This is a genomic window from Acetobacter zythi (genome assembly GCF_963921165.1).
GTDB lineage: Bacteria > Pseudomonadota > Alphaproteobacteria > Acetobacterales > Acetobacteraceae > Acetobacter.
Genome location: NZ_CAWUEO010000023.1, coordinates 93487 through 118179 on the forward strand (window position 1 = coordinate 93487; position 24693 = coordinate 118179).

Genomic DNA, 24693 nt, shown 5'->3' on the forward strand with positions numbered 1-24693 from the left:
GGCGGTTAACAGGTTCACTTTTGCGGACAACAGGGTATGACCACCTCAGAATCCACCATCCGGCCCGATTACGCGGCCTTAACGCAGGCTTCCGTATGCGCGGAGCCATTTATGCATATTATGGTGCCGCATTTTATTCGTAAGGATGATCTGCCCCGCGTGTTTGCAAGCCTGCCCGCTATTGCTTCGGGTGGGTCTTTTCCTCCGCAGTCTCTTAAACTCTCCCCCCTGATGCAGGCATTGGTGCGGGAGATGGAAGGGCCGGAACTGCGGGGGATTATTGCCCGGAAGCTGAACCTTGATCTGGAAAACGCTCCCTCCATGCTGACCATCCGTGGCCGCACGCGCGAGAAGGATGGCCGCATTCATACCGATTCTATGGCCAAACGCGTGACCATTCTGCTCTACCTCAATCCCGCGGGGCCGGGGTGGGAAAAACAGGAGGGCTGCCTGCGCCTGCTACGTGGCCCGCATGATATTGAGGACTACGCAAAGGAAGTGCAGCCGGTGGATGGCACGCTGCTTGTTTTCCCCAATGGGCCGACCACATGGCACGGGCATAAGCAGTTTGTGGGGTCGCGCTATACCATCCAGCTTAACTACATGACCGAGGACGCCAAGGCCCGTTCCGAACTGCGGCGGCACAAGCTGTCTGCTCTGGCTAAAAAACTGCCTTTGCCCGCTATGGGCTACTAGGTATTCTTTCCTTGCTGTTTTCCACAGGACACAGGATTTTTCATGATTTTTCGTAAAATGACCATCTCTCGTGTGCGAGGTGTTGCTCTGGTAGCGGGGCTGGCTCTGTGCGGTAGCGCCCTCTCGCCCGTTGGGGCGTTTGCACAGGCGGCGGCTCCCTCCATGCCGTCCGCTCTTGTGCCGCCTTCGCTCAGCAGTGCTCAGGTGGTGCGGGCAACCCTGCCCAATGGCCTGCGGGTCGTGATTGTACCCAACAAGCTTGCACCGGTGGTCACAACGGAAATCAACTATCTGGTCGGTTCGGCCGAAGTGCCCAAGGGTTTTCCCGGCACGGCACATGCGCTTGAACATATGATGTTCCGTGGCAGTCAGGGGCTGGATAAGGACCAGTTAGCAGCCGTAGGTACGCGCCTTGGCGGAAGCTACAATGCGGATACGACCGAAGACGTAACCCAGTATTTTTACACCGCACAGGCGCGCGACCTGCCGGTTCTGCTCAAGATCGAAGCCCTGCGCATGAGCGGGCTGACCCTGTCCGAGGCGGACTGGAGCAAGGAACGCGGCGCAATTGAGCAGGAAGTCTCGCGCGATCTGTCCAGCCCTGCTTACCGTTACCTTGAACAGTTGCAGGCTATTTTGTTTGCGGGCACCCCCTATGAGCACGATGCACTGGGTACGCGGCCATCGTTTGACAAAACAAAAGCTGCGGACCTGCGTGCATTTTACGAAAAATGGTACGCACCGAACAACGCCATTCTGGTCATTGTGGGGGATGTAAACCCGGTCAGCGCCTTGCAGCAGGTGGAAGACGCCTTTGGCGGTGTTCCACGTAAAACATTGCCAGCGCGGCATAAAGTGACCCCCGTTCCCCCTCCAGCCAAAACGCTTACGCTGGCAACGGACTACCCCGTAGGGTTTGCAACGCTCGCCTTTCCCATGCCCGGTTCGTCTGCGGCGGATTACGCGACAGCGGATGTTCTGTCTGATGTGCTGGCCAGCCAGCGTGGTGCGTTGTACGACCTTGTGCCGCAGGGTAAGGCACTGTTCGCAGGGTTTGAATACGCACCCAAAAAGGAAGCCGGGTTTGGGCTTGCTCTGGCCGCTTTTCCCAAAGGGGGGGATTCCGCCAAGGCTATGGCGGATATGCGCGCTGTGCTGGAGAATATTCGCAAGAACGGTGTTCCGGCTGATCTGGTGGAGGCGGCCAAACGGCGCGAAATTGCACAAATGCAGTTTGCGGCCAACTCAGTCAGCGGTCTGGCGTCCACATGGTCCACGGCTCTTGCTTTTCAGGGGCTGGATGCACCGGGGGATCTGGTGGCCGCTTATCAGGCCGTCACGCCCGAAGCGGTTAACAAACTGGCCGCAGTCCTGCTTAACCCCGCCCATGCTGTATCTGCCGTGCTTACGCCGGAAAGTTCGGGCAATGCTGTATCGGGCAAGGGGTTTGGGGGAGCGGAATCCTTTGCATCTTCCCCCGATAAACCTGTTAAACTGCCTGAATGGGCCGAAAACGCTCTGCTCAAGCTGGACAAGCCCGAGCCAACACCCCAGCCTTATGTGAGCACCCTGTCCAACGGGATCAAGCTGATTGTCTGGCCTTCCCATGTCAGCCACACCATTCAGGTCAATGGTCAGGTCCGCCAGACGCCCTCTCTCCAGCAGCCCGCCGGGCAGGATGGGGTGAATGATGTGACCGAGGCACTGTTCTCCTACGGAACCACACATTATGACCGTCTGGCCTTCCAGAAGGCTCTGGACGACATTCCCGCATGGGAGAGTGCGGGGAGTGCGTTCTCCCTGCAGGTGCTCACGCCAGATTTTGTAAAAGGTGTCGCCCTGCTGGCAGATAATGAACTGCACCCGGCCTTTGGAGATAAAGATTTTCAGGTTGTGCGCCAGCAGGCTGCACAGGCGCAGGCGGGGGAACTGCTCTCGCCCGAGCATCTGTTCAGCCGGGCTATAAAAACAGCCGTGCTCCCCCCCAAAGACCCCACGCTGCGTGAGGCCACGCCGCAGTCCATCATGAGTGTGAAACATGATGACGTGCAGGCTTATTACAAAAAAGTCTGGCGCCCAGATAGGACAACCATTGTCGTGACCGGCGATGTCACCCCCGAACGGGCGCAGGCGGTTCTGGAACAGGCATTTGGTGGCTGGAAAGCCGAGGGAGACGCATCGGATATTGACCTGCCCGCCGTGCCGCTCAGCAAGGCGTCCCATGCGCTTGTGCCAGATAAAAGCAGTGTGCAGGACGAAGTGGTGCTGGCTGAAACACTGGGTCTGACCGCCGCCCAGCCCGACCACTTTATGCTCCAGTTAGGGAATGAAGTGCTGGGTGGGGGATTGTTCTCTTCCCGTCTGTACCGTGATCTGCGTGTGAAAACCGGATATGTTTACACAGTAGGGAGCGCGTTTGAGTGGGGGCGTACCCGTGGCATGTACACGGTTAACTACGGCGCAGACCCCGATAAGGTGGGCAAGGCACAGGCTGCTGCGGTGCGTGATATCAAGGCCATGCAGTCCGCCCCACCATCGGATGATGAACTGGCTCTGGCCAAGGCGTCCCTTCTGCGCAGTATTCCGCTGGCCCGCGCCAGTCTGGACAGGATTGCCGCTCAGTACCTGCATCTGACGGAACTTGGTCTGCCGCTGGATAATGCAGACCGTGGCGCACAGGCCTATTACAATGCCACAGGGGCGGATGTGCAGGCCGCATTCCGCCAGTGGATCCGGCCGGATGATCTGGCATCCATTGTTAAAGGTCCTGCTCCGGCTTTGTAAAAGGCCTGGACTGGAAATAAGTTTTTATGGGCGGCGGAAAGTTTTCTTTCCGCCGCTTTTCTTTTGTGGAATATTCTGGAGGTAATGAACAAACGGGCATAAAATATTAGTGTAGATTCAAATATTTTTGGAAATATGCGTTCGTTGGATGTTAAAAAACACTGTTGAACGCCACCTGAGGTGATATGTCAAAACCAGTGTTGTGGCCAGCAAAGTAAGTGGAAACGCCCGCAATAACCCCAAAGCGGGGCGACCAGTTATATTCAATGGCTGGGGCAATCTGCCAATCGCCAGAGGCTTCGGACACATTGTCTACTTTTTTGCCCGTGGCATTTGTGCCGCGTAGATGTGCGCCGTTAGCCCAGTCCCGTGCCAGATCGAGTGCTAGAACCCACTTCTGGTTAATACCAAACTCCAGAGAAAAACCGCTCTCTCCATACATGCCCGGCTGTGCCCGACCCTTAAAACCGGCCGATGTACCATAGCTTGTTACGTCATGCAGATGCGCTGTGGTCACGGCACGGCGGAACGTGCTCCATACACGTAGCCGCAGTTCGTGCTGACCGGGCAGGGTGTAGGTGGATTGTTCGGTCAGGGCCAGACGGAATGTATATGCGCCTGCGCCCACGCCATCCTGCGCACGACCGAGCCTATTGTAATCCCCGGTGGGCATGGCCATGCCTGCAAAAATGCTTAGGGCAGGAATGTAACGTTTGGGGTCTGCATCCACATAACGCCACATCAGGTCTACGGGCAGGTCACCAAATTTTAGACCGCTGCTGGTGTTATCTCCCTTTTTCCAACGGTAGCTAATGACGGGGGTAAGCTGAATACTGACTGAATCTGTAATGGAGTATTTATAAAGCGTAAAATTGCTAACAGCCTTTTGCCGTGGGTGCTGTGGCTGGCTGACCCCGTTGCTGTTGAACTGCCCCACGGGCTGGCTGTAGGTCATGTACGGCTCCCACGCGATCATACCTTTTTTGGTCATGGCCCCGGAGGGGGAGACAAGGGATCCAGTGTACCACTGGGGTTTTTCCTCCTGTATGCTTGGCTCTTCAACCCGTGCGCTGCTGTTTGTATCTGCCGCCTGAGCGGTGGCGGTTACAAGTGTGAGCAAAGGCAGACCAAGGAACGCACAAAAGTAAGTGCGGACGTTGCCAGACTGGTGGGGGCTGGCCAAAAAATATTTCAGCTTACGCATCAGGCGACCCTCGCGAGGGGATGCGTGTCTGTGCCAAGCCTTTTGGGTGGAAATACTCTGTTGCTCTGTTGTTGACCCGGCCCATGGTGGTTTTGTGCTCTGGTGGTGGCGCCAGTGGCAGCAGTTTTTGGGGGCATGGAGCGGGGCACGGTCATTTCGCCAACCTTAAAGGAGTTCAGTCTTTTATATTGGAACCGTATCGGTTGCCCCGAATTGTCGTGGGTGTAAAGATGTATGGGTGATCAAAATAAGTGTACCAGAATGTAATCATCTTATTGTTTTTGCCATATTGATTTCCATAATCTGCAATTTTCCGTATATTTCTTGGGAATTGGTAAAATATTTACTGCAAACACATTATGATATCAAAACGGTTTTAGGGTTGTATTATCCGTATTGTATACAGCGGCATATTATGCCGCGATTCCGCTTTACGGCAGTAGAGAAAGCTGGCGATCCGCCACAGGCTGCCCCGGCAGAACCAGCCCGGTAAGCGATACCCCCAAAAGCCGTACCGGCTTGGCAAGGGGGAGCAGAGGAGCAAGTAGCCTGCTCCCGGCTTCACGCAGGGTGGCCTCGTTTTGGATGGGCTGAGGGAAAGACTGGCTGCGTGTGAGCTGTGTAAAATCCGCATGGCGGAGTTTGAGCGTGACTGTGCGCCCGCTGAGTTCGCGCTTCAGGCAGCCCGCCCAGACCTGCGCGACAAGTGTGTTCATAGCCTGTGCAAGGTCGGCCTCGGCATGCAGATCTTGCAGAAAAGTTGTTTCCTTACCCAAAGATTTGCGTGGACGGTTGGCGTCAACGGGGCGGTCGTCCACCCCACGGGCAATCCCGTGGTAGAACGTGGCGGCCTTGCCAAAATGGTGTTTGAGAATATCCAGCGCACAGGCGCGCAGGTCCGCCCCGGTATGAATGCCCAGACCATTCATACGCCGGGCCGTGGCTGGGCCAATACCGTGGAACGTGCCTACCGGCAAAGGGGCCACAAAGGATTCCCCCATCCCCGGCGGAATAACAAACAGTCCATTGGGCTTGCGGTGGTCCGATGCCAGCTTGGCCAGAAACTTATTGTAGGACACTCCGGCAGAGGCTGTTAGCCCGGTCTGTTCAAAAATACTGGCCCGGATTTCTTCCGCAATGGCTGTAGCCGAAGCGCGGCGGAGTAAAGGGTGGGTGATGTCCAGATAGGCTTCATCCAGCGAGAGGGGCTGTATGAGTGATGTGTAGCGGGCAAAAATGGCGTGAATCTGGGCAGATACCGCTCGGTAGGCATCAAACCGGGGGGGCACAAAAACCAGTTCGGGGCATTTGCGCCGGGCAATAAGGGAGGGCATGGCCGAGCGCACACCAAATTTTCGGGCTTCATAGCTGGCGGCGGCAACTACGCCACGTTCCTGGCAATGGCCTACGGCAACCGGTCGCCCTTTAAGGGCCGGGTTGTCGCGTTGTTCAACGGAGGCATAAAATGCATCCATGTCGATATGGATAATGCGGCGTATGGGCGTAGGCATGGCCCAGCCATTATGGCATGGATTGCGCTACAATGGAACATAACAGGAACGATTACATTCAAACCAAATGCGTATGGCAGATCCGCCACAAGGGCTGCTCCCAACCTCTGGGCCTTACGGAGCAGACGGGCAAAGCAACAGGTGCGGCGTTAATGCCAGATTCGGGGTCTGTTCAGCCCAGATTGTAAGGGGCAAAAGTGTTGCGGGGGGAGGCATGATGCCATGAATGGGCAACGCTCATATCCAGATCATGCCAGCGCGCGACCGAAAGGGCGGCGGTTGCGGGGTAGGCGGCGCGGCTCATACCCGGCATGGCCACAGGCTGCTGCAACGGACGTGCCGCATGGTGCGAAAGCCAGTACCCCGCTCCGGCAAGGCACGCACCCAGTGTGGTCAGGGCTGCCACCATACGCTGGCGCAGGCGCGCAAAGGGGAGCAGCGGGCTAAGGAGTGCCTGCATGTCCGTTTCCCGCTCGTTTTGTGCGGCTTCGGTTGCCAGAAGCAGATTATATTCCGTTTCGGTCACGGCCAGCGTGCTGCCTGCGCAAATATCCAGAGCGGGCATTTCGTGTGCTGCCATATCTGTCAGCGCATCCTGAAAAGCCTGAGAGACGGCCATGAACTCCTGTCGGAAGCAGGGCAGGAACAGGCTCCCCGATGCACCGGGCACTGCACCGCATGGGGGTGGTGCGCCAGCAAGGCGGCGGATGGTCCATAGGGTCAGCCGTTCGCTGGCGGCCAGATCGGTAAGGTAGACGGGTGTATGATGCATGACGTGATCCGGAGGCGGCGCCTCCCTCCCTTGCTATCGCTCATGGGGGATCATTAAATGAGAATCACTCTCAGTTGCAAGTAAAACTTTGGGGAATAATCGTGTGCTCACGGGGCTGGTTTTTTCTCTTTCCTTAGGGGGCGGCTTGGGGCAGTACAAAAGGCATGTCAGTGCTAGCATCCCTCTCCCTGCCGCTTGTGCGCAAGCTTGACCCCGAAAAAGCGCATGAGTTCGCCATAGATGCCCTTACGCTGGGCATTTCCGTCCCCTTCAAACGCCCCGAGGATGACCCCGCCCTTGCCACGCGTGCGCTGGGTATGCGGTTTTCCAACCCCATTGGCATTGCCGCAGGGTTTGACAAGAACGCCCGCGTGTTGCGCCCCCTTGCCCGTTTGGGCTTCGGGTTTGTGGAAGCCGGGACCGTGACCCCCCGCCCACAACCCGGCAACCCCAGACCGCGCCTGTTCCGGCTGGAGGAAGACCGGGCGGTTATCAACCGCATGGGCTTTAACAATCAGGGGATCGACCGGTTTGCCGTGCGCCTTGCGCGCCTAACCCGGCCGCTGCCATCTGGCCGTGCCGGTGGGGCGGGTGTGCCCGTGGGGGCCAATATTGGCATTAACAAAACAGGTGCCGACCCCGAGCGTGATTATCCCGCCCTTGTGGCGCGGGTTAAGCCGTATGTGAACTATATTGTGCTCAACGTATCCTCCCCCAACACGCCGGGCCTGCGCGGGTTGCAGGATGCGGCAAAGCTTAAGGGCATTCTGGACGCCATTGCGGCCCGCCACGCCGAACGCCCTCCTTTGCTGGTCAAGCTGGCGCCCGATCTGGAAAACGACGCCATTGCTCCTATTGTGGAAGCCGCCATACAGGGTGGCGCGCAGGGGTTGATTATCAACAACACCACACTGGCCCGGCCAGACAGCCTGCGCAGCCCGTACAAGGGCGAGTCCGGTGGTCTTTCTGGCCGTCCGCTGGCCACCCGCTCGACCGAGATGCTGCGTATTGTTGCCAACATTGCCGCAGGCCGTCTGGCATTGGTCTCCTGCGGGGGGATCGAACACGGGCGGGATATTCTGGAGCGCATCCGCCTTGGGGCTGATCTGGTGCAGGTCTATACCGCTTTTGCGTATGAAGGACCGGCCCTGATCGGCCGCCTCAAGCGGGAAATGCTCCAGATCATGCGCGCTGAAGGCATAGAAACGCTGGATGATGTGCGTGGGGTGGACCTGTGAGCGATGCAAAGAACTGGACAGTCCCGCAGATTGCCGGGCTGGAAGCGCTGGCCAGCCAGTATGACGGGTATATTATAGACCTGTGGGGCACTGTGCATGATGGGGTCAATCCATACCCCGGCGCCATAGAGTGCCTGCGGGCGCTCCATAAGGCAGGCAAGCGCGTTGTTATGCTCTCCAACGCGCCGCGTCCCGCTGCTGTGATCGCCACACAACTGGAAGGGTTTGGCGTAGACCGCAGCCTGTACCACGGGGTGATGACCAGCGGACAGGAAACCCACCGCCAGATGAAGGAGAGGACAGACCCGTGGTTTGACCGCCTTGGCAGCAGGGTGCTGCATATTGGCGGTGTGCATGACCTTGGTCTGTACGAAGGGCTGAATATCCAGTGCGTGGCCGATGTGGGGCAGGCCGATTTTGTTATGAACACGGGGCCGGATCTGGAGCGTGGCGTAGCATCGCTGGAGCCGTATCTGCCCGAACTGCGGGCCTGTCTTGCCCGCAACCTGCCCATGATCTGCGCCAACCCGGACCGGGTAGTGGTCAAGGGGGGGAACCGGCAGATCTGCGCGGGTGCTCTGGCGGCATTCTACGCCGAACAGGGGGGCGATGTCCGCTGGATTGGCAAGCCATACCCCGGTGTGTACCAGCCCGTGTTTGACATGCTGGATGTTCCCCGCGCGCGCATTCTGGCTATTGGGGATGCCTTGGGAACCGATATTAAAGGTGCTGCGGCCGTGGGTGTGGACAGTCTGTGGATTCTGGGTGGCATCCATCAGGAAATGATCGGGAACGACATGGCATTGGCCACGGCCGAGGCCAGTGCGGCGGGTTTGCGCCCAACGGCTGCCGTGCACCGGCTGGTGTGGTAGCCCATGCTGCCAGCGGTCGGGTGTGGTGCGTTTATCCTGCGTGATGGATGCGTGCTGCTGATCCGTCGTACCAAAGCACCCGAGGTCGGGTGCTGGGGGTTGCCCGGCGGCAAGGTAGACCCGTTTGAAACCACAGCACACGCCGCCATGCGTGAAGTGCGTGAGGAGGTCGGGCTGGAGCTACAGGCCGGTCCCCTGTTGTGCGTGGTGGACCAGATTGACCGCGCGGCAGGCACGCACTGGGTCGCCCCTGTCTACAGGACTGGACCAGTGCAGGGAGAGCCGTATGTGTGCGAACCCCATAAGCACGATGGTCTGGGGTGGTTTGCACTGGACGCCCTGCCGCATCCGCTAACCATAGCCACACAGGTTGCCGTGCAGGCGTTTCACACGCTGGCGAAGTAGGTTTTATCCCCCGCCCGCAGTCAATGCGGCGGGGGGAATTTTTGCAGATATGACCGTGTGTGCCGGGTTGTCAGAAATCGGGCATGGTTGGGGCCAGCAGTCCGCCCTGCCGCAAAGGGGCCAGACGGCGGGCCAGACCGGTTGCATCGTCCGTTTCCACCATAATACCGCAGATCGTGGCTTCCCCTTCCGAGGGTTGGAGCCGCTCGCCGGGCATTTTGCGCACAAAGCGGGCAACAGCGGGTTCCTTGGTCATGCCGATCACGCTGTTGTAGTCCCCACACATGCCTGCATCGGTCTGGAAGGCCGTGCCTGCGGCCAGAATGCGGTGGTCGGCGGTGGGGGTGTGGGTGTGGGTGCCCACAACAAGCGATACCCTGCCGTCCAGCATATGGCCAAAAGCCCATTTTTCGCTGGTGGCTTCGGCATGGATATCCACCACAATGGCATGCACCGTGGCCCCCATGCGGTGCTTGGTCAGCAGTTCGTTTGTGCAGCGGAAGGGGTCATCCAGCGGGTCCATGAACAGCCGCCCCATCACATTGACCACCAGCGCCTTGCGCCCATCGGCCAGTGCGACAAGCACGCTCCCCTGACCGGGGGTTGCGGGGGGGTAGTTAAGCGGGCGGATAATGCGGGGTTCGCCATCAATATGGCCGATCAGGTCGCGGCGGTCCCATGCGTGGTTGCCCAGTGTAATAACATCTACCCCACTTTGCAGCAGAGTGGTGGCAATGGCGGGAGAAAGCCCAAAACCGTGGCTTGCGTTTTCCGCATTGACCACCACAAGGTTCAGCCCAAGCTGCGCGCGCAGGGCGCCCAGGCGCGAGAGCACGCCATCGCGCCCGGTGCGGCCGACAATATCGCCCAAAAACAGAATTCTCACGCGCGGGTCCTTCGCGCTGTGTGGGGGGGTGGGTTAGCCAAAACGAATAACCTCCTTTTCGGTTACAATGCAGTTCAGGGGCTGGTCATGGGGGCCGCAGGGAAGGTGCGCCACCTCCTGTGTGGAGGGAGCATAGCCTATCCTTGCCGCGTGGGGCAGGGCGGCCAGTGTGCGGTCGTAATATCCACCTCCATAGCCAAGGCGGTTGCCTGCGCGGTCAAACCCCAGCAGGGGGACCAGCACAAGGCCGGGTTCCATAATCGGGCCATCGGGGTAGTGGGTGCCAAAGCGGCCTGCCAGCATGGTGGAGTCGGGGCGCCAGTGCCGAAAAACCAGTGGCGCGCCGCGTGGGGGTGTTTGGGGCAGCACAACAGGTATGCCCGCTTGCGCCAGCGTGTGGCACAGGGGGCGCAGGTCCACCTCGTGCGGGAGGGGCCACACACAGGCAATGGGGCCGGTGTGCGCGCGCAGCAACGGTTCAAGCCGGTGGATAATTCCCTGATCGCGCTCAACGTCACGCGCGCGCAAAGCCGCTACGCACTGAACCCGCAGGGCTTTTTTGCGCAGGGCAATATCAGGTGGGTCATTGCATGGGGGGGGACTGTGCGGAGCCACCATGGACCGTGGGTCTTTCAACCTCCAGGACCTGCTAGTGCAGGTGGGCGCCGGGTAATGTGACCAGGGCCACAACAGAGCCAGCTCCCTAGGAAGTGCTTATCGGCCCAGGGGATGACTTGCCTCACGCGTCGGGCAGCCCCGCCTCTTCTATGTAGGCGCGCTCTATCTCCGCTGCAAGAGATTCCGCAGTGTCTGCCAGATCGGCCAGCCGGTTGTTGGTCAGGGCCAGCTCCGCACGCAGGCGTTCGGCCTCCAGTGCGGCCATGGCCGTGCTCTCGGGCACCCTGTTGCCGGAAAGGTCCTGAATTTCGTCCGCCATCAAAAGGGCGGCCAGCACCAGCAGGCGGGTCTCGCCACTAAAGCCCAGATTGCGGACCTGCTGCACACGGCGTTCCACCTGATGCGCCATGGCCTGAACGTGGCGCTCCTGCCCGTTCTCGCACCCAACAGTGTAGCTGTGGCCGTTAATATGAACCGATACAAGCGCCATGGGTCAGTTCTCTTCCTCATGCCGGGGCGGGTGCGGGTCATGGCCGGGTGTGGTTTGGGCCGTCTGGTCCAGCACATCACGCACGCGCATGATCAGCGCGTCTATGTTGGCCAGCAGTTCCTGCTGGTTGGTTTCCGGACGGGTCTGTTTTTTCTGCTGCTGCTTATCAAGAGCAAAGGAAATGCGTTGCAACGCACGGTCCAGACGGGTGATGGACTCTTCCGCAGGTCTTGCGCGGGTGTGCATGCTGGCATAGCTGTTGCCTTGGGGTGAGTGCGGCTCCACGTCTTGATCCTGCATTCCTTTTCCCTTCTCTTGGGGTAAGGAATCACCCGCAAAAGCGATCGCGTCAAGCATGCTCACGGAAAACAGGCCACTTTTCTCATCTTCTCCCGCGTGTATCCGCTATGTGTGCGTGTATGACCATGCGGGCGCACACATGGCTCTGGCTGCGGCGGACAGGGCGGAGTATGGCGGATGTGTTGGCCTGCTTTCGCCCTCCGGTGCTGCGGCGTATATGGGGGCTGGCTGGTGGCGTGCCTTAATGGGCAGCGTGGCAGAATCGGCCAGACGGGCCTTTGTGCATGTGCTGGATTGTGACAGTACGCCAGCAGGTGCGCTCATGGCGTTGCGTTGTGGCCAGCAAGCTGCCATTCTGTGCCCGCAAAACCCACAATACGAGACGATCCGGGCCTTGTACGCACAGCAAAACGCCACACTTCTGTCACAACGCCCGCCATCATTTAACCTTATCATGCCGTTAAGTGCCACATCGTCTCTTGTCGGGTATTTCGCCCACGGTTATTGCCAACACCAGCATCCGGAAAATAATGTGCCGGACACAAGGCAAAAGAAGGACTGTTCCACATGACGTTGACCCCGAAGGTTAAGGCTATTCTCAATCAGTATGAGAGCGATAACCCCGGTACAAAGACCAATCTGGCCCGTCTGCTTAACGCAGGTAAGCTGGGTGGAACCGGCAAAATGGTCATTCTGCCGGTGGATCAGGGGTTTGAGCATGGTCCAGCCCGCTCTTTCGCCGCCAATCCGGCCGCTTACGACCCGCACTACCACTTCCAGCTCGCGATTGAAGCCGGGCTGAGCGGTTACGCGGCCCCTCTGGGCATGCTGGAATGTGGCGCTGCGACCTTTGCGGGCGAAATTCCGCTTATTCTCAAGTGCAACAGTTCCAACAGCCTTGCGACTGAAAAAGATCAGGCCGTTACCGGCACCGTGGCGGATGCGCTGCGTCTGGGCTGCGCGGGCATTGGCTTTACCATTTACCCCGGTTCCGAATACTGCTTCGACCAGATGGAAGAGCTGCGCGAACTGGCCGCTGAAGCCAAGTCTGTTGGTCTGGCCGTTATTGCGTGGAGCTACCCGCGCGGTCCGGTGCTGGACAAAAAGGCCGAAACCGCAGTGGACGTTTGCGCCTATGCCGCCCATATGGCAGCACTGTGTGGTGCGCACATCATCAAGGTCAAACCACCGACCGATGTTGTGGCACTTGATGCCTGCAAGCCTGTGTATGAAAAGAACAAGGTGGATGTGGCAACCCTTGCCGCGCGCATCAACCATGTTGTGCAGTCCAGCTTTGCTGGCCGCCGGATTGTGATCTTCTCTGGTGGTGAACACACCGGCACGGACAACCTGCTGGCCACCATTCAGGGTATTCATGACGGTGGCGGCTTTGGCTCCATTATCGGTCGTAACGTGTTCCAGCGGCCCAAGGCGGAAGCGCTGGCTCTGCTCGACCAGATCATCACCATCTTCAAGAACTGAGTCATGCAGGCGCGCATTGTGCGGGAAGGATAGCCGCAGTGTCGGAACTTTATCTTGCAACACCTGCACTTTTGCACGCCGATGCATTTTTGCCTGTGCTTGAGCAGCGTCTGGCCCACCATCAGCCAGCTGCTCTGCTGCTGCGCCTGAGTGGTGGGGTAGCCCCTGCTGCCGCCACAGCTATGGTCGAGGCTATCCGCCCGCTCGTCCAGCATAAGGGTATTGCCCTTATGCTCGAAGATGCGCCGGAACTGGCGGTACAGACCGGGTGCGATGGGGTCCATCTGTCCCGGTCCTATACGGCTGCCAGTGTGCGTGATGTGCGTCGCCAGATTGGGGATGAACTGCAACTTGGTGTTGCCGTTGGCAGCAGCCGTGACGATGCCATGCGTGCGGGCGAAGAAGGGGCGGATTACGTCTACTTTGCCCCCGATGCCCCAGACGGGGCGGAACAGGCACAAGCCGTGCAGGCTCTGGCCCAGTGGTGGTGCATGATGATGGAACTGCCCGCCGTGGCTTTTGCAGGCACCCCAGAACAGGCCAGTGCTTTGGCCGGGTGTGATGTGGACTTTGTTATGCCCGACACCTCATGGTGGGATGACCCGGCCCCCTGGGCGCTTTAAGCTCCCCACCACAAAAACCTGCCCCTTGCGTGGCGCAGGCATAGCCCCACCCGTATTTAAGGGGTGCTGGAAAGCGGAGCCGTCTGCTCCGTGGGTGGTAGAACCAGCGAGCGGGTAAAATACAGCACACCATTGGATTGCGGGATTCCCATCACCCACAACTGGCTGCTTGGCCCATGGGGTGTGCCCACCATGATCTGATCGGTTTGTGGGTCCAGCCAGACGCTCAGGTTCCGCCCGCTCAGGGTCGGGAGAGACAGGCTGTGACCGGGGGCTGCATCCACTGCTGCGCGTAAAGCCTTGTGGGGCCATTTGCCAGTTACAATCGTATAGCCCAGCATTGTGCGCACAGCACTGGTGTTGGCTGGGTTCAGGAGCCGGTCCTTATTCTGCGCGTTATAGGTTTCCAGCGCAGCGTTGGGCAGGGCAAAAACCGTAAAGGGGCCAGCTTGCTGCAAGGTGGCAAACAGACCAGTGCTGTCCAGCAGATGGGTGTAGTCTGCCAGTTCTATGGAATTGCGGAGCGTGTCTGATAGCGGGCGGTCGCAAAAGGCTGGCGTTTGCGGGTTGCTGTAAGCCACGGCGCTATCCACCGGGTTTGGCTGGTTGGTTGTGGCGCCAGACGGGCCGCTACGCCCACGTGTGTAGGTGCGTGTGCCAGAGACTGTTGGCATCATATACGCACAGGTAGAAATGGGCGTTAAATATGTGTCCTGCCGAGCGGGGCTTTGCTGGCACCCACCCAACACACTCATGCCTGCCAGCATGAGTGCACGCAGCGCCAAAAATCCATGCCGCCGCAAGGGGGCATGGCGGGGTGGATGGGAAAGCAAGCGGGCCTCCTGAAAGGTCATGGCATAAAGGGAACTAAGGACGGGTCAGGAGGCACAGCATCGTGTGGTTGGCCTAGCAGCCGTCACCACGCATGGTCCAACTGATGACAACCCCATTCACCAGTTCAAAGTTGGTCTGGCAGCTATAGGTGTAGGCCGTGCTCATGCCGCCCCAGCCTCCGCCATAACCACCCCAGCCTCCCCAGCCACCGTAGCCCCAACCGCCATCCCAGCCCGGACCATACCCCCAGCCACCGCCCATGGGCATGGTGGTGTAGTCGGTCTCCTGCGTGATGTAGGCCAGAAAGGTGTGATCCCCTGTGGTGAACTGGCGCGTTGGCACGCCAAAGGTCCGGATAACGTCCACAGTTGGCCGCCCGATCATGGAATCGAGTTTGCGGCGTTCCTGCGGGCTGGGAACCTGGCAGGCGGTGAGGGCCAGAAGCCCGACCAGTAAAAGTTTGTTTGCGTATGTCATGGCACCGACTTGCCCCTTGGTGGAATACGCCTGCGGTATTCATCGTACTGGTGGAAGATGAGCAAAAAACACCTGTTGAGGGTAAATGTTGCAGACTAATCCTGTATCCACAAGACATCCTGTATATGGCGTGCCCCGCTGGCCAGCATAACCAGCCGGTCAAAACCTAGTGCAATGCCCGAACAGGGGGGCATGTGGGGCAGGGCGTGGAGCAGTTTTTCGTCCATGGGCCATGTGGGGCGGGTGGGGTAAAGCTGGCGGCGTTCGGCCCTGTCTTGTGCAAAACGCTGGCGTTGTTCCACTGGGTCAGTCAGTTCTTCAAACGCGTTGGCCAGTTCCATGCCCGCTGCGTACAGCTCAAAACGCAGGGCGACACGCGGGTCAGTGGGGTCCTTGCGGGCAAGGGCCGCCTGACTGGCAGGCCAGTGCGTTAAAAATGTGGGGCGTGTCTGGCCAATGGCTGGCTCGATTCGCTCCAGCAATAAACGAAAAAACAGGTCTTCCCACTGCTCACCATCGCGCAAGGAGCAGCCTGCGGCATTGGCCAGTGCCTGTGCGTTGCCCTGTGTGGGCAGGAGGTCAACGCCCGCATGGCGGCAAAAGGCCTCTTCCATACTCAGCCGCTCAAATGGCAGGCTCAGGTCCAGTGTGCAGGCATTGCGGGGCACGCTGGGGGGGAGCACGGCTTTAAGCAGGGCTTCGGTCTCGTCCATCAGGCCGGATAGGGCCATGTTGGGGCGGTACCATTCCAGCATGGTAAATTCGGGAGCATGGGTGCCGCTGGCCTCGCCATTGCGCCAGACGCGCGCAAACTGGAACAGCGGCAGCCCGGTGGCCGCTACAATGCGCTTCATGGCAAATTCGGGGCTTGTGTGCAGGAACAGCGTCTGGCGGAGGCCATCGGGTGTTTCCCGCTCGGTCTGGAAGGGCAGTAAATGCACTTCCTCCCCCGGTACGGGCACGGCGCACGGGGTTTCCACCTCCACGCAGCCGCGGGCTTCCAGAAAAGCGCGTACGCCGCGCAAGGTCAGGTTGCGGCGGATTAAAAATGGCAGCCGGTCACGAATACGCTCAGGGTCCGGACCACCAGAAGGCAGATGAGATGTTGCAGACACAGACATGGGCAGAGTAGAGCCGGTACATGTCTTCCCCGGTCAAGCCCCCTTTTGCGACCAGCCGAACGCTGCGCACCCCAGATGAACTGATTGCCGCCGGTATGGCCACGCCTGAGCAGAAGGCGGACCTGCACGCCATTGCCCGGCATTACGCCACAGCCATACCGCCAGCTTTTGCGGCCCTTATGCAAACCCCGGATGATCCGATCGGGGTGCAGGTTGTGCCCTCCACCCAAGAACTGGTGGTCGCCCCCGAAGAACGGTCCGACCCGATAGGGGATGACGCCCTCTCCCCCGTGCCCGGCATTGTGCACCGTTATGCGGACCGGGCGTTGCTGAAACCCCTGCTGGTGTGCCCGTTATACTGCCGATTCTGCTTCCGGCGTGAGCATGTGGGACCAGATGGCGGCGTGCTGGATGAAGAAGCCCTGAGCCGCGCGCTGGACTGGCTGCGCGCGCATGACCAGATCCGCGAGGTTATTCTGACCGGGGGTGACCCGCTCATGCTTTCGCCCCGGAGGTTGGGGGAAATTGTGCAGGCCCTCTCGGGCATGGCGCATGTGACCACCATTCGGGTGCATACGCGCGTGCCGGTTGCCGCCCCCGAACGTGTGACGGACGCACTGCTGGACGCTTTGGAAACAGAAAAAGCCATGTGGATGGCCGTGCACATCAACCATGCGCGGGAAATGGCCCCAGCCGCGCGCAGCAGCCTGCGCAGTATTGCCCGCCGTGGCATTCCCCTGCTTGGGCAGTCGGTTCTGCTACGCGGTGTGAATGATAGCGAGGACGCGCTGGAAGGCCTGTTCCGCGCCATGGTGGAAAACCGTATGCGCCCGTACTACCTGCACCAGCTCGACCCCGCTCCGGGTACGGCACATTTTCATGTGCCGGTGGAGGAGGGGCAACGCCTGCTGGCGGGGCTGCGCGGGCGGGTTACGGGGCTGGCTTGGCCCATTTACGTGCTGGATATTCCCGGCGGGTACGGCAAGGTGCCCCTTGGGCCGGACTATATTGTGAGCAACCGGCAGGTGCGCGACCCACAAGGAACCACCCATAATCTGGACCGCCTGTAGGGAGCGTGGCTTAGGGGAGGGTTACTCCCCTATGGCCGCTCCGCCGGGGTGGCGGTGGTCGGACCCGCCATAAAAGCGTGCAGGTCCGTGGCTGTTCAGGCTAGGGCCACCGACCAGAATCCCTTCGGGAATGCCCCATGGCGCATGCAGGACAAAGCTGTACCCTTCCTGCTCCAGTGTTTGCTGCACCTGCGGGGTCAGGGCGTTTGCCTCCACCTCCACACTTTGTGGCATCCACTGTTCGTGCAGCCGGGGCAGGTCTATGGCCTGCTGGATGTTCAGCCCATAATCCACCACACCCAGAATAACCGAGAGCACAATGGTGGGAATGCGCGACCCGCCGGGGCTACCAATGACCATGACCGGCTTGTCATTGCGTGAGACTATGGTGGGCGCCATGGAGGAGAGTGGCGTTTTGCCCGGTGCAATGGCGTTTGCCGCACTGCCGGGAATACCAAACATATTGAGCGCACCGGGTTTGATGGAAAAATCATCCATCTCGTCATTCATGACAATCCCGGTATCTCCCCCCATGACTTTGGCGCCAAACCAGCCGTTGAGCGTATAGGTGGTGGAAATGGCAAAGCCGCTTTGGTCAATAACCGAAAACTGGGTGGTCTCCAGCTTTTCGGGCGAGGCCACGCCTGCGCGCAGGTCGGCGGAAGGGACGGCCCGGTCGGAGGGGATATGCGCACGCACGCTGGCAATATAGGCCGGATCCAGCAGGCTGCTGACCGGGTTGTGCACAAAAGCCGGGTCGCCAAGGTCTCGCCGGTCGGAATAGGCGTGGCGCATGGCTTCTATTTCGTGCTGGAGGGCGGGGGCTGTGTGCAGGCCAAGGGCGTGCATGTCATATCCGGCCAGAATTTCCAGCATTTCGCACAGGGCTATGCCGCCAGCACTGGGGGGGGGCGCTGTTTCCACCAGTAACCCACGGTAGGTGCAGCTTATGGGGGCCAGTTCGCGGGGCTGGTAGCGTTCAAAATCCTCAGCCTGCAAAATGCCGCCATGGGCTTTGGACTGAGCCAGAATACTGGCGGCAATCGGCCCTTTGTAAAAAGCATCCGCCCCGTTCTGCGCGATCAGCTCCAGCGAATGGGCCAGCTCTGTTTGCACCAGTCTGTCACCGGGCTGGAGGGGGGAGCCATCGGGGCGCAGAAAAATTTTGCGCGCAAAGGGGTCTTTGGCAAAGGCGGCGGTAGAGGTGTTCAGGAGTTGCACATCTCCTTCCTCCAGCACAAATCCGTTGCGCGCGAGTGCTATGGCGGGTTCCATAACGACCTTGCGTGGCAGGTGGCCCCAGCGCTTGTGCACAGCCTCCAGCCCGGCAACCGTGCCGGGCACGGCAACGGACTTCCAGCCCAGAACGGACAGGTCGGGAATGACATTGCCTTTGCTGTCCAAAAACATCTCAGGCGTTGCGGCCTGTGGTGCTTTTTCCCTAAAATCGAAAAAGATCGACGGCTGACCCGGTGGGCGGAGCATCATAAACCCACCACCTCCCAGATTACCCGCTGCAGGGTAAACAACAGCCAGCGCATACCCCATGGCCACAGCCGCATCGGCTGCGTTACCGCCTTTGGCCAGAATACGCGCCCCAACCTCGGACGCCAGCCTTTGGGCGGACACCGCCATGCCATGCTGCCCCGCCACCGGAGCCGCAACAGACCCTGTTGCGGACGGTGCGGTACCATAGGCCAACGGGTCGGCTACTGGTGCGGCGTATGCGGGCAAGCCCATGCCCACAGCACTCAGGCAAAAAGCCGCCAGCACCACGTGACGCACAACAAGGGAGGAAAGCGTGGTGGGGGCGGCCTGCATGGCGCTTATCCTTCGGTTGGGTAGGGTGGGCAGTCGTAACCAGCGGGGGAGCGGGTGAAAATTTCGTACCCCGTCTGGGTTACTGCCAGCATATGTTCAAACTGGGCGGACAGGGAGCGGTCGCGGGTGACTGCGGTCCAGCCGTCTTCAAGAATTTTTACTTCAGGTTTGCCAATATTGAGCATGGGTTCAATGGTAAACACCATGCCTGCCTTCAGCTTCATACCTTCGCCGGGGCGACCGTAATGCAGAATGTTCGGTTCGGCATGAAAAACCTGCCCGATGCCATGGCCGCAAAAATCTTCCACAATGGAGTAGCGGTGTTTTTCGGCATGGTTCTGAATGGCGTACCCAATATCGCCCAGCGTTGCACCGGGGCGCACAACTTCAATACCGCGCATCAGGCTTTCATAGGTGGTGGTGATCAGCTTGGCCGCTTTAATGGACACCTTGCCCACGGTGTACATGCGGCTGGTATCTCCAAACCATCCGTTCAGTTTGGGGGTAACGTCAATATTGACAATATCGCCCTCAATCAGGGGACGGTCCCCCGGAATGCCGTGGCACACAACATGATTGACCGAAATACAGCATGACTTTGGGTAGCCACGGTAGTTCAGTGGGCCGGGTGTGGCGCCGTGCTCAAGCGTGTAGGCATGAATAATGCGGTCCAGTTCGCCCGTGGTTACGCCGGGTTTGACGTAAGGCGTAATCATATCCAGCGTAGCGGCGGCCAGTTGGCCCGCCGCACGCAGGCTTTTGAAGTCTTCTTCGGTATGGAGAACGATTCCGCCTCTGCCCGCCATTCTGCACTTCCTCATCGTTGTTGGTGCTTTTGAGAAAGCAGCAAGATGAAGAGTGCAGGCCACAAAGGCAACCCGCTTTGGTTATAACGGACCGCCTAAATAGCCATAAAATGCTTAGGTGCGGTTGTGTGCGGCATTATGCCGCGTTGTGCTGCGGCGGATGGTCGGGGTGGAAATGGTGTGAACCTTGGCCCCGATAACCGTTGCATGGTGGCCGTGGCTGACATTGGTAATGGCCGCATGGCGGCGGCGCGTGGTGGGGGCTTCCGCCACTTCAAGCGGGGAGTGCCGGTGGTTGGCGGCCGCCATGATCAGCGCACCACGGTGGCTGCGGTGGCGCTGGCTGCTGGCTGCCTGCGCCACAATAAGCGGGCGGGCCACAGGGGCCACACCTTCGGCATCAAACCCGTGGTCAAGCTGGTTGGCCATGACCAGAGAGCGCTGGGTGTTGCTGGATGCCCCCATGACCACACCAACCAGCCGCACATTGTCCCGCAGGGCGGAGGTGACAAGGTTGCGCCCGGCTTCTTGCGTGTATCCCGTTTTCATACCATCTGCCCCGGCATAGACCTTGAGCATGGGGTTATGGTTGGGAATATAGCGGCCATGAAAGCGGAAGGCAGGTGTAGCGAAGTAGTGGTAATATTCAGGAAAATCGGCAATCAGGCGGCGGCCGAGGGTCGCCAGATCCCGCGCGGTGGTCATCTGGTCCGGGTCTGGCAGGCCCGAGGCATTGCGGAACAGGGTTTTGGACATGCCAATGGCATGGGCCTGCTGGGTCATCATTGCGGCGAACTGGGGTTCGCTGCCACCACCAATCAGCTCGCCCAGCGCGCAGGCGGCATCGTTGGCGGATTTGGTGACCAGTGCCAGCACCGCCTGCTCAACTGTTAGCCGGGAGCCGGGAACCAGACCAAGCTTGGAGGGTTCCATAGTGGATGCGTGAATGGAAACGGGCACGGACTGGGTGAGCGATATGGCTCCAGCGCGCAGTGCGTTGAAGGTCATGTACAGGGTCATCAGCTTTGTCAGGCTGGCCGGGTAGCGGCGCAGGTCCGGGTCGGTCTGGGAGAGAACGGCCCCGGTATTGGCATCCATGACAATGGAGCTGATCTGCCCGGCATACTGGGCATGGGCATGGCTGGCGGTTGTAAAGGCGGCAAGCGTTACACCGGCAAGCAGTGCTGTCCATTTACGCAAACGCAGATTTTTTGTGCTGCCAGACGTTAGTCTGTTGTGTTCCGCCATCTGCCGTAACGCCGGTTTGTTTGCCACTGCTACCCCCACCTGTGCCGTATGGAGCACTATTCCGCCTACTGTTAGGAATCGCAAGAGCATGGCGGCAAAAAACTGGAACCCGGAGGCATGGAATCCAAATATTCCGTACCCGGTCCCTTTAGCCATGTTGTGGCAGTGTGTGGCATAAATATGGCGCATGGGTCCATTTTGGCCGCGCACACCAGCTATTCTGTCACTCTTGCCACTTTTATTGTACTTTGGCTTTGCCAATATGGTGGTAAGGAACACCTCACGTTTTTCACCCTGCCTTGGGAGTCTGGTTGCTATGGCCTCGTTTCATTTCCCTGTTCTGCATACAGGCAACGGGCCGTCGCGGCGTGATGAGGGAACGGATTCGGATCGGGATGATGTGGAAATTGGCGTGGTGGTGCGCGCCAAGCCCAAAACCCGCAAACCCGCCATGTACAAAGTGCTCATGCTGAACGATGATTATACGCCCATGGAATTTGTGGTGTACGTTCTGGAGCGGTTTTTCCAAAAGAATCGGGATGAGGCAACGGACATCATGCTGAATGTCCACCGTAAAGGCGTGGGCGTGTGTGGTGTGTTCACATACGAAGTGGCGGAGACCAAAGTCTCTCAGGTCATGGACCTTGCGCGCCAGAACCAGCACCCCTTGCAGTGCACCATAGAAAAAGACTGAACCGGGGTCGTAAGCCCCCACTACCAAGGTCTGTCCCCTGCCACTGTTCCGGTGTGTTTGAGCGTACGCGCGCTCGAACCGATAGCCATTGTTATGGCGCTGTATTCGCCTTTTTGGGCGGAAATGCTGTTTGGCAGGCTCCTGCCGCGTATTTTTACAATTTGGCGCCATTGGCAAAAAAGCGCGAAAAACCAGCATTCCTGTAAGCCGTGAGAACGAAAAATGCGTGAACGCGCGTTTTTTGCGTGGTTATGACTCGCATTTCTGGCCGAAGCAGCCAAATATGTTTTCAGGGCATCCGATTGTGGTCCCGTGGTCGTTTCACCATGGTCGGAAAGTCCGGGGAAAGGAGCGTCTCGTCATGTTGTCACGCAATCTTGAGCAGACGCTGCATCGGGCGCTTATTCTGGCCGGAGAACGGCATCATGAATATGCCACGCTAGAGCATCTGCTTCTTGCCCTGGTTGATGATGCGGATGCCGTAACGGTGTTCCGCGCCTGTGGGGTTGATCTGGACCGACTGCGGACAGACCTGACAGGCTTTCTCGACAAGGATCTGGCAGGTCTGGCGTCTGACCGTCCGACCGAGCCCAAACCAACCGCCGCATTCCAGCGTGTTATCCAGCGTGCGGCCATTCATGTGCAGTCCACCGGGCGCGATGAGGTTACAGGTGCGAACGTACTGGTCGCGCTTTTTGCCGAGCGCGAAAGCCACGCTGTGTACTTCCTGCAACTTCAGGACATGACACGTCTGGACGCGGTGAACTTCCTCTCCCACGGGATTGCCAAAGCCCCCGACCGCGCCACCCGGCGCCCGGTTGCAGGCAGCAATACAGGTGCGGAAAAAGGGGAAGAACCCGAACGCGCGGAAGCCAAGACCCAGAAAAGTCAGGATGCGCTGTCCACCTACTGCGTCAATCTGAACGACAAGGCTCTGGCCGGTAAGGTTGATCCGCTGATCGGGCGGGATACCGAGATCGAACGCACGATCCAGATCCTGTGCCGGCGCACCAAAAACAACCCGCTTTATGTGGGTGACCCCGGCGTTGGCAAAACCGCCATTGCCGAAGGGCTTGCCCGCAGGATTGTGGAAGGCAGCGTGCCCGAAGTGCTGCTCAAATCCACGATCTATTCGCTGGATATGGGCGCGTTGCTGGCCGGAACCCGCTACCGGGGCGACTTTGAGGAACGCCTCAAAGCCGTTGTAACGGAGCTGGATCAGGACCCGCATGCCATCCTGTTTATTGATGAGATCCACACCGTTATTGGTGCAGGGGCCACATCGGGTGGGGCCATGGATGCATCCAACCTGCTCAAGCCCGCTCTGGCGGCTGGCACGTTGCGGTGCATTGGTTCGACCACATACAAGGAGTTTCGCCAGCACTTTGAAAAAGATCGTGCTCTTGTCCGGCGGTTCCAAAAAATTGATGTGCCAGAACCCAGCATTGACGATGCGGTCAAAATCCTGCGCGGCCTGAAGGGAAGCTACGAAAAGCACCACAAGGTCCGTTACACGGAAGAGGCCATTCGTGGGGCTGTGGAACTGTCCGCGCGCTATATTCACGACCGCAAGCTGCCCGATAAGGCAATTGACGTGATTGATGAGGTCGGGGCATCCCGCATGCTTCAGCCCGAAGGCCGCCGCCGCAAGACGGTAAACCTGAAGGACGTGGAAGACATCATCGCCCGTATTGCGCGCATTCCGCCCAAAAGCATTTCCGCTGATGACAAGGAAGTGCTGCGCTCCCTTGAGCGTGACCTCAAGGGCATGGTGTTCGGGCAGGATCAGGCGATTGATGCCCTCTCCGCCGCCATCAAGCTGGCGCGTGCTGGCCTGCGCGACCCCGAAAAGCCGATTGGCAACTATCTGTTCTCTGGTCCGACCGGGGTTGGTAAAACGGAAGTGGCCCGTCAGCTTGCCAATGCACTGGGTATTGAACTGATCCGCTTTGATATGTCCGAGTACATGGAGCGGCATTCAATCTCCCGCCTGTTGGGGGCACCTCCGGGGTATGTCGGGTTTGATCAGGGCGGTCTGCTGACCGATTCCATCGACCAGCACCCGCATGCCGTGCTGCTGCTGGACGAGATCGAAAAAGCCCATCCCGACCTGTACAACGTGTTGCTACAGGTTATGGATAATGGGCGTCTGACGGACCATAACGGCAAAACGGTCGACTTCAGGAATGTTATCCTGATCATGACCACCAATGCCGGTGCGTCCGATATGAGCAAGGAGGCCGTGGGCTTTGGCCGTAAGGTGCGCGAAGGCGAGGATGAAGAGGCTATCAAACGCTTGTTCACCCCTGAATTCCGTAACCGGCTGGATGCGGTTATTCCGTTCGCACATCTGACGCAGGAAATTGTTGGGCAGGTTGTTGAAAAGTTTGTTCTGCAACTGGAAGCACAACTGGCGGACCGGCACGTAACCATCGAACTGTCCTCGGCAGCCAAGGAGTGGCTGGCGGAGAAGGGGTATGACCGCCTGTATGGTGCGCGCCCACTGGGGCGGGTTATTCAGGAATCCATTAAAAAACCTCTGGCCGAGGAACTGCTGTTCGGGCGTCTGGCCAAAGGGGGAGCCGTTAAAATCGGTCTCAAAAATGGTGAACTGGCGTTTGATATTGTGGAGAGCAATGGCAACGCGGCCTCCAACTCCGGCGAGGATGAACGCGGGAGCGAAAAGGAAGAGGAAGCAGCAGACTAGCCCTTGCGCAAAATCTGCAAAACATATGTGGCTG

The 24693-nt window shown here is 59.1% G+C and carries 23 protein-coding genes, 1 other RNA gene and 1 pseudogene; 11 read left to right on the forward strand and 14 right to left on the reverse strand.

The genetic code is table 11. The features are described from left to right. The first annotated feature begins 36 nt into the window (after positions 1-36). Both AABE20_RS09050 and AABE20_RS09055 read left to right on the forward strand, forming a co-directional pair. The gene (locus AABE20_RS09050; protein WP_338332753.1) at positions 37-696 is read left to right on the forward strand and encodes a 2OG-Fe(II) oxygenase; all 660 of its coding nucleotides are present in this window, start codon (positions 37-39) and stop codon (positions 694-696) included. 42 nt (positions 697-738) lie between these two features. Then, entirely contained in the window at positions 739-3480 is a 2742-nt protein-coding gene (locus AABE20_RS09055) for a M16 family metallopeptidase (RefSeq protein WP_338332754.1), read from the forward strand. Between the two features lie 151 nt (positions 3481-3631). Here AABE20_RS09055 and AABE20_RS09060 read toward each other — a convergent pair whose 3' ends face one another. The 3 genes from AABE20_RS09060 to AABE20_RS09070 form a co-directional block, all read right to left on the reverse strand. Further along, positions 3632-4684: a transporter gene (locus AABE20_RS09060; protein WP_338332755.1), complete on the reverse strand. Its 1053-nt coding sequence runs from the start codon at positions 4682-4684 to the stop codon at positions 3632-3634. Positions 4685-5115: 431 nt separating this feature from the next. Beyond that, positions 5116-6195: a DNA polymerase IV gene (dinB, locus tag AABE20_RS09065; RefSeq protein WP_338332756.1), complete on the reverse strand. Its 1080-nt coding sequence runs from the start codon at positions 6193-6195 to the stop codon at positions 5116-5118. A 172-nt stretch (positions 6196-6367) separates the two neighbouring features. Next, positions 6368-6967 (reverse strand): hypothetical protein, encoded by a 600-nt coding sequence (locus AABE20_RS09070; RefSeq protein ID WP_338332757.1) that lies wholly within the window; start codon positions 6965-6967, stop codon positions 6368-6370. A gap of 164 nt (positions 6968-7131) precedes the next feature. On the opposite strand from AABE20_RS09070, the gene AABE20_RS09075 reads away from it, so the two are divergent. Genes AABE20_RS09075 through AABE20_RS09085 form a run of 3 tightly spaced genes read left to right on the forward strand, consistent with a single transcriptional unit; the run spans position 7132 to position 9482 of the window. Then, positions 7132-8205: a quinone-dependent dihydroorotate dehydrogenase gene (locus AABE20_RS09075; protein ID WP_338332758.1), complete on the forward strand. Its 1074-nt coding sequence runs from the start codon at positions 7132-7134 to the stop codon at positions 8203-8205. After that, on the forward strand, positions 8202-9077 hold the full coding sequence (locus AABE20_RS09080; RefSeq protein ID WP_338332759.1) for a TIGR01459 family HAD-type hydrolase: 876 nt from the start codon (positions 8202-8204) through the stop codon (positions 9075-9077). Before AABE20_RS09075 ends, AABE20_RS09080 begins: the two co-directional genes overlap by 4 nt. 3 nt (positions 9078-9080) lie before the next feature. After that, on the forward strand, positions 9081-9482 hold the full coding sequence (locus AABE20_RS09085) for an NUDIX hydrolase (protein WP_338332760.1): 402 nt from the start codon (positions 9081-9083) through the stop codon (positions 9480-9482). A gap of 70 nt (positions 9483-9552) precedes the next feature. Here the strand turns inward: AABE20_RS09085 and AABE20_RS09090 are convergent, their stop codons facing one another. The 5 genes and pseudogenes from AABE20_RS09090 to AABE20_RS09110 form a co-directional block, all read right to left on the reverse strand. After that, positions 9553-10368, reverse strand: coding sequence for a TIGR00282 family metallophosphoesterase (locus AABE20_RS09090; RefSeq protein WP_338332761.1), 816 nt, complete (start codon positions 10366-10368; stop codon positions 9553-9555). 33 nt (positions 10369-10401) lie between these two features. Next, positions 10402-10986: a 5-formyltetrahydrofolate cyclo-ligase gene (locus tag AABE20_RS09095; RefSeq protein WP_338332762.1), complete on the reverse strand. Its 585-nt coding sequence runs from the start codon at positions 10984-10986 to the stop codon at positions 10402-10404. Beyond that, positions 10973-11128: non-coding RNA, 6S RNA (gene ssrS / locus AABE20_RS09100), on the reverse strand. The genes AABE20_RS09095 and ssrS overlap by 14 nt, the downstream gene beginning before the upstream one ends. Before the next feature lie 141 nt (positions 11129-11269). After that, positions 11270-11476 (reverse strand): annotated as a pseudogene (locus AABE20_RS09105) (cell division protein ZapA); the annotation flags it as partial. Between the two features lie 3 nt (positions 11477-11479). Continuing rightward, entirely contained in the window at positions 11480-11776 is a 297-nt protein-coding gene (locus tag AABE20_RS09110; RefSeq protein ID WP_338332763.1) for a hypothetical protein, read from the reverse strand. A gap of 55 nt (positions 11777-11831) precedes the next feature. Here AABE20_RS09110 and AABE20_RS09115 point away from each other — a divergent pair, with 55 nt between their 5' ends. Genes AABE20_RS09115 through AABE20_RS09125 form a run of 3 tightly spaced genes read left to right on the forward strand, consistent with a single transcriptional unit; the run spans position 11832 to position 13881 of the window. Next, entirely contained in the window at positions 11832-12347 is a 516-nt protein-coding gene (locus AABE20_RS09115) for a hypothetical protein (RefSeq protein ID WP_338332764.1), read from the forward strand. Then, positions 12344-13258, forward strand: a complete 915-nt coding sequence (locus AABE20_RS09120; RefSeq protein WP_025827857.1) for a class I fructose-bisphosphate aldolase — start codon at positions 12344-12346, stop codon at positions 13256-13258. The genes AABE20_RS09115 and AABE20_RS09120 overlap by 4 nt, the downstream gene beginning before the upstream one ends. Positions 13259-13296: 38 nt before the next feature. After that, positions 13297-13881 (forward strand): thiamine phosphate synthase, encoded by a 585-nt coding sequence (locus AABE20_RS09125; RefSeq protein WP_338332765.1) that lies wholly within the window; start codon positions 13297-13299, stop codon positions 13879-13881. A gap of 56 nt (positions 13882-13937) precedes the next feature. On the opposite strand, the gene AABE20_RS09130 is transcribed toward AABE20_RS09125, so the two are convergent. From AABE20_RS09130 to epmA, 3 genes are all read right to left on the reverse strand, one after another. Continuing rightward, the gene (locus tag AABE20_RS09130; RefSeq protein WP_338332766.1) at positions 13938-14714 is read right to left on the reverse strand and encodes a fasciclin domain-containing protein; all 777 of its coding nucleotides are present in this window, start codon (positions 14712-14714) and stop codon (positions 13938-13940) included. A gap of 73 nt (positions 14715-14787) precedes the next feature. Then, positions 14788-15192 (reverse strand): hypothetical protein, encoded by a 405-nt coding sequence (locus tag AABE20_RS09135; protein ID WP_338332767.1) that lies wholly within the window; start codon positions 15190-15192, stop codon positions 14788-14790. Between the two features lie 95 nt (positions 15193-15287). Further along, complete coding sequence (epmA, locus tag AABE20_RS09140) at positions 15288-16313, reverse strand: EF-P lysine aminoacylase EpmA (protein WP_338332768.1); 1026 nt, start codon at positions 16311-16313, stop codon at positions 15288-15290. Positions 16314-16333: 20 nt separating this feature from the next. On the opposite strand from epmA, the gene AABE20_RS09145 reads away from it, so the two are divergent. Then, the gene (locus AABE20_RS09145; RefSeq protein WP_338332769.1) at positions 16334-17383 is read left to right on the forward strand and encodes a lysine-2,3-aminomutase-like protein; all 1050 of its coding nucleotides are present in this window, start codon (positions 16334-16336) and stop codon (positions 17381-17383) included. A gap of 21 nt (positions 17384-17404) precedes the next feature. On the opposite strand, the gene ggt is transcribed toward AABE20_RS09145, so the two are convergent. From ggt to AABE20_RS09160, 3 genes are all read right to left on the reverse strand, one after another. Then, on the reverse strand, positions 17405-19204 hold the full coding sequence (gene ggt / locus AABE20_RS09150; protein WP_408740832.1) for a gamma-glutamyltransferase: 1800 nt from the start codon (positions 19202-19204) through the stop codon (positions 17405-17407). 5 nt (positions 19205-19209) lie between these two features. Beyond that, a complete protein-coding gene (gene map, locus AABE20_RS09155; protein ID WP_338332770.1) occupies positions 19210-20010 on the reverse strand; it encodes a type I methionyl aminopeptidase in 801 nt (266 codons plus the stop codon). Positions 20011-20124: 114 nt separating this feature from the next. After that, positions 20125-21258 carry a D-alanyl-D-alanine carboxypeptidase family protein gene (locus AABE20_RS09160; protein WP_338332953.1) on the reverse strand — a complete coding sequence of 378 codons (1134 nt, stop codon included), beginning with the start codon at positions 21256-21258 and terminating at the stop codon, positions 20125-20127. Between the two features lie 316 nt (positions 21259-21574). On the opposite strand from AABE20_RS09160, the gene clpS reads away from it, so the two are divergent. Further along, positions 21575-21952: an ATP-dependent Clp protease adapter ClpS gene (gene clpS, locus AABE20_RS09165; RefSeq protein WP_165991040.1), complete on the forward strand. Its 378-nt coding sequence runs from the start codon at positions 21575-21577 to the stop codon at positions 21950-21952. A gap of 361 nt (positions 21953-22313) precedes the next feature. Further along, positions 22314-24659 (forward strand): ATP-dependent Clp protease ATP-binding subunit ClpA, encoded by a 2346-nt coding sequence (gene clpA / locus AABE20_RS09170; protein ID WP_338332771.1) that lies wholly within the window; start codon positions 22314-22316, stop codon positions 24657-24659. Positions 24660-24693 lie beyond the last annotated feature (34 nt).

Excerpts from the sequence above, each read along its gene's own strand:
- AABE20_RS09050 (WP_338332753.1), top strand. The coding sequence starts at position 37 with ATGACCACCTCAGAATCCACCATCCGGCCCGATTACGCGGCCTTAACG.
- AABE20_RS09055 (WP_338332754.1), top strand. The coding sequence starts at position 739 with ATGATTTTTCGTAAAATGACCATCTCTCGTGTGCGAGGTGTTGCTCTG.
- AABE20_RS09060 (WP_338332755.1), bottom strand. The coding sequence starts at position 4,684 with ATGCGTAAGCTGAAATATTTTTTGGCCAGCCCCCACCAGTCTGGCAAC.
- dinB (WP_338332756.1), bottom strand. The coding sequence starts at position 6,195 with ATGCCTACGCCCATACGCCGCATTATCCATATCGACATGGATGCATTT.
- AABE20_RS09070 (WP_338332757.1), bottom strand. The coding sequence starts at position 6,967 with ATGCATCATACACCCGTCTACCTTACCGATCTGGCCGCCAGCGAACGG.
- AABE20_RS09075 (WP_338332758.1), top strand. The coding sequence starts at position 7,132 with ATGTCAGTGCTAGCATCCCTCTCCCTGCCGCTTGTGCGCAAGCTTGAC.
- AABE20_RS09085 (WP_338332760.1), top strand. The coding sequence starts at position 9,081 with ATGCTGCCAGCGGTCGGGTGTGGTGCGTTTATCCTGCGTGATGGATGC.
- AABE20_RS09095 (WP_338332762.1), bottom strand. The coding sequence starts at position 10,986 with ATGGTGGCTCCGCACAGTCCCCCCCCATGCAATGACCCACCTGATATT.
- AABE20_RS09110 (WP_338332763.1), bottom strand. The coding sequence starts at position 11,776 with ATGCAGGATCAAGACGTGGAGCCGCACTCACCCCAAGGCAACAGCTAT.
- AABE20_RS09115 (WP_338332764.1), top strand. The coding sequence starts at position 11,832 with ATGCTCACGGAAAACAGGCCACTTTTCTCATCTTCTCCCGCGTGTATC.
- AABE20_RS09120 (WP_025827857.1), top strand. The coding sequence starts at position 12,344 with ATGACGTTGACCCCGAAGGTTAAGGCTATTCTCAATCAGTATGAGAGC.
- AABE20_RS09135 (WP_338332767.1), bottom strand. The coding sequence starts at position 15,192 with ATGACATACGCAAACAAACTTTTACTGGTCGGGCTTCTGGCCCTCACC.
- epmA (WP_338332768.1), bottom strand. The coding sequence starts at position 16,313 with ATGTCTGTGTCTGCAACATCTCATCTGCCTTCTGGTGGTCCGGACCCT.
- AABE20_RS09145 (WP_338332769.1), top strand. The coding sequence starts at position 16,334 with ATGTCTTCCCCGGTCAAGCCCCCTTTTGCGACCAGCCGAACGCTGCGC.
- ggt (WP_408740832.1), bottom strand. The coding sequence starts at position 19,204 with ATGCAGGCCGCCCCCACCACGCTTTCCTCCCTTGTTGTGCGTCACGTG.
- map (WP_338332770.1), bottom strand. The coding sequence starts at position 20,010 with ATGGCGGGCAGAGGCGGAATCGTTCTCCATACCGAAGAAGACTTCAAA.
- AABE20_RS09160 (WP_338332953.1), bottom strand. The coding sequence starts at position 21,258 with ATGGCGGAACACAACAGACTAACGTCTGGCAGCACAAAAAATCTGCGT.
- clpS (WP_165991040.1), top strand. The coding sequence starts at position 21,575 with ATGGCCTCGTTTCATTTCCCTGTTCTGCATACAGGCAACGGGCCGTCG.
- clpA (WP_338332771.1), top strand. The coding sequence starts at position 22,314 with ATGTTGTCACGCAATCTTGAGCAGACGCTGCATCGGGCGCTTATTCTG.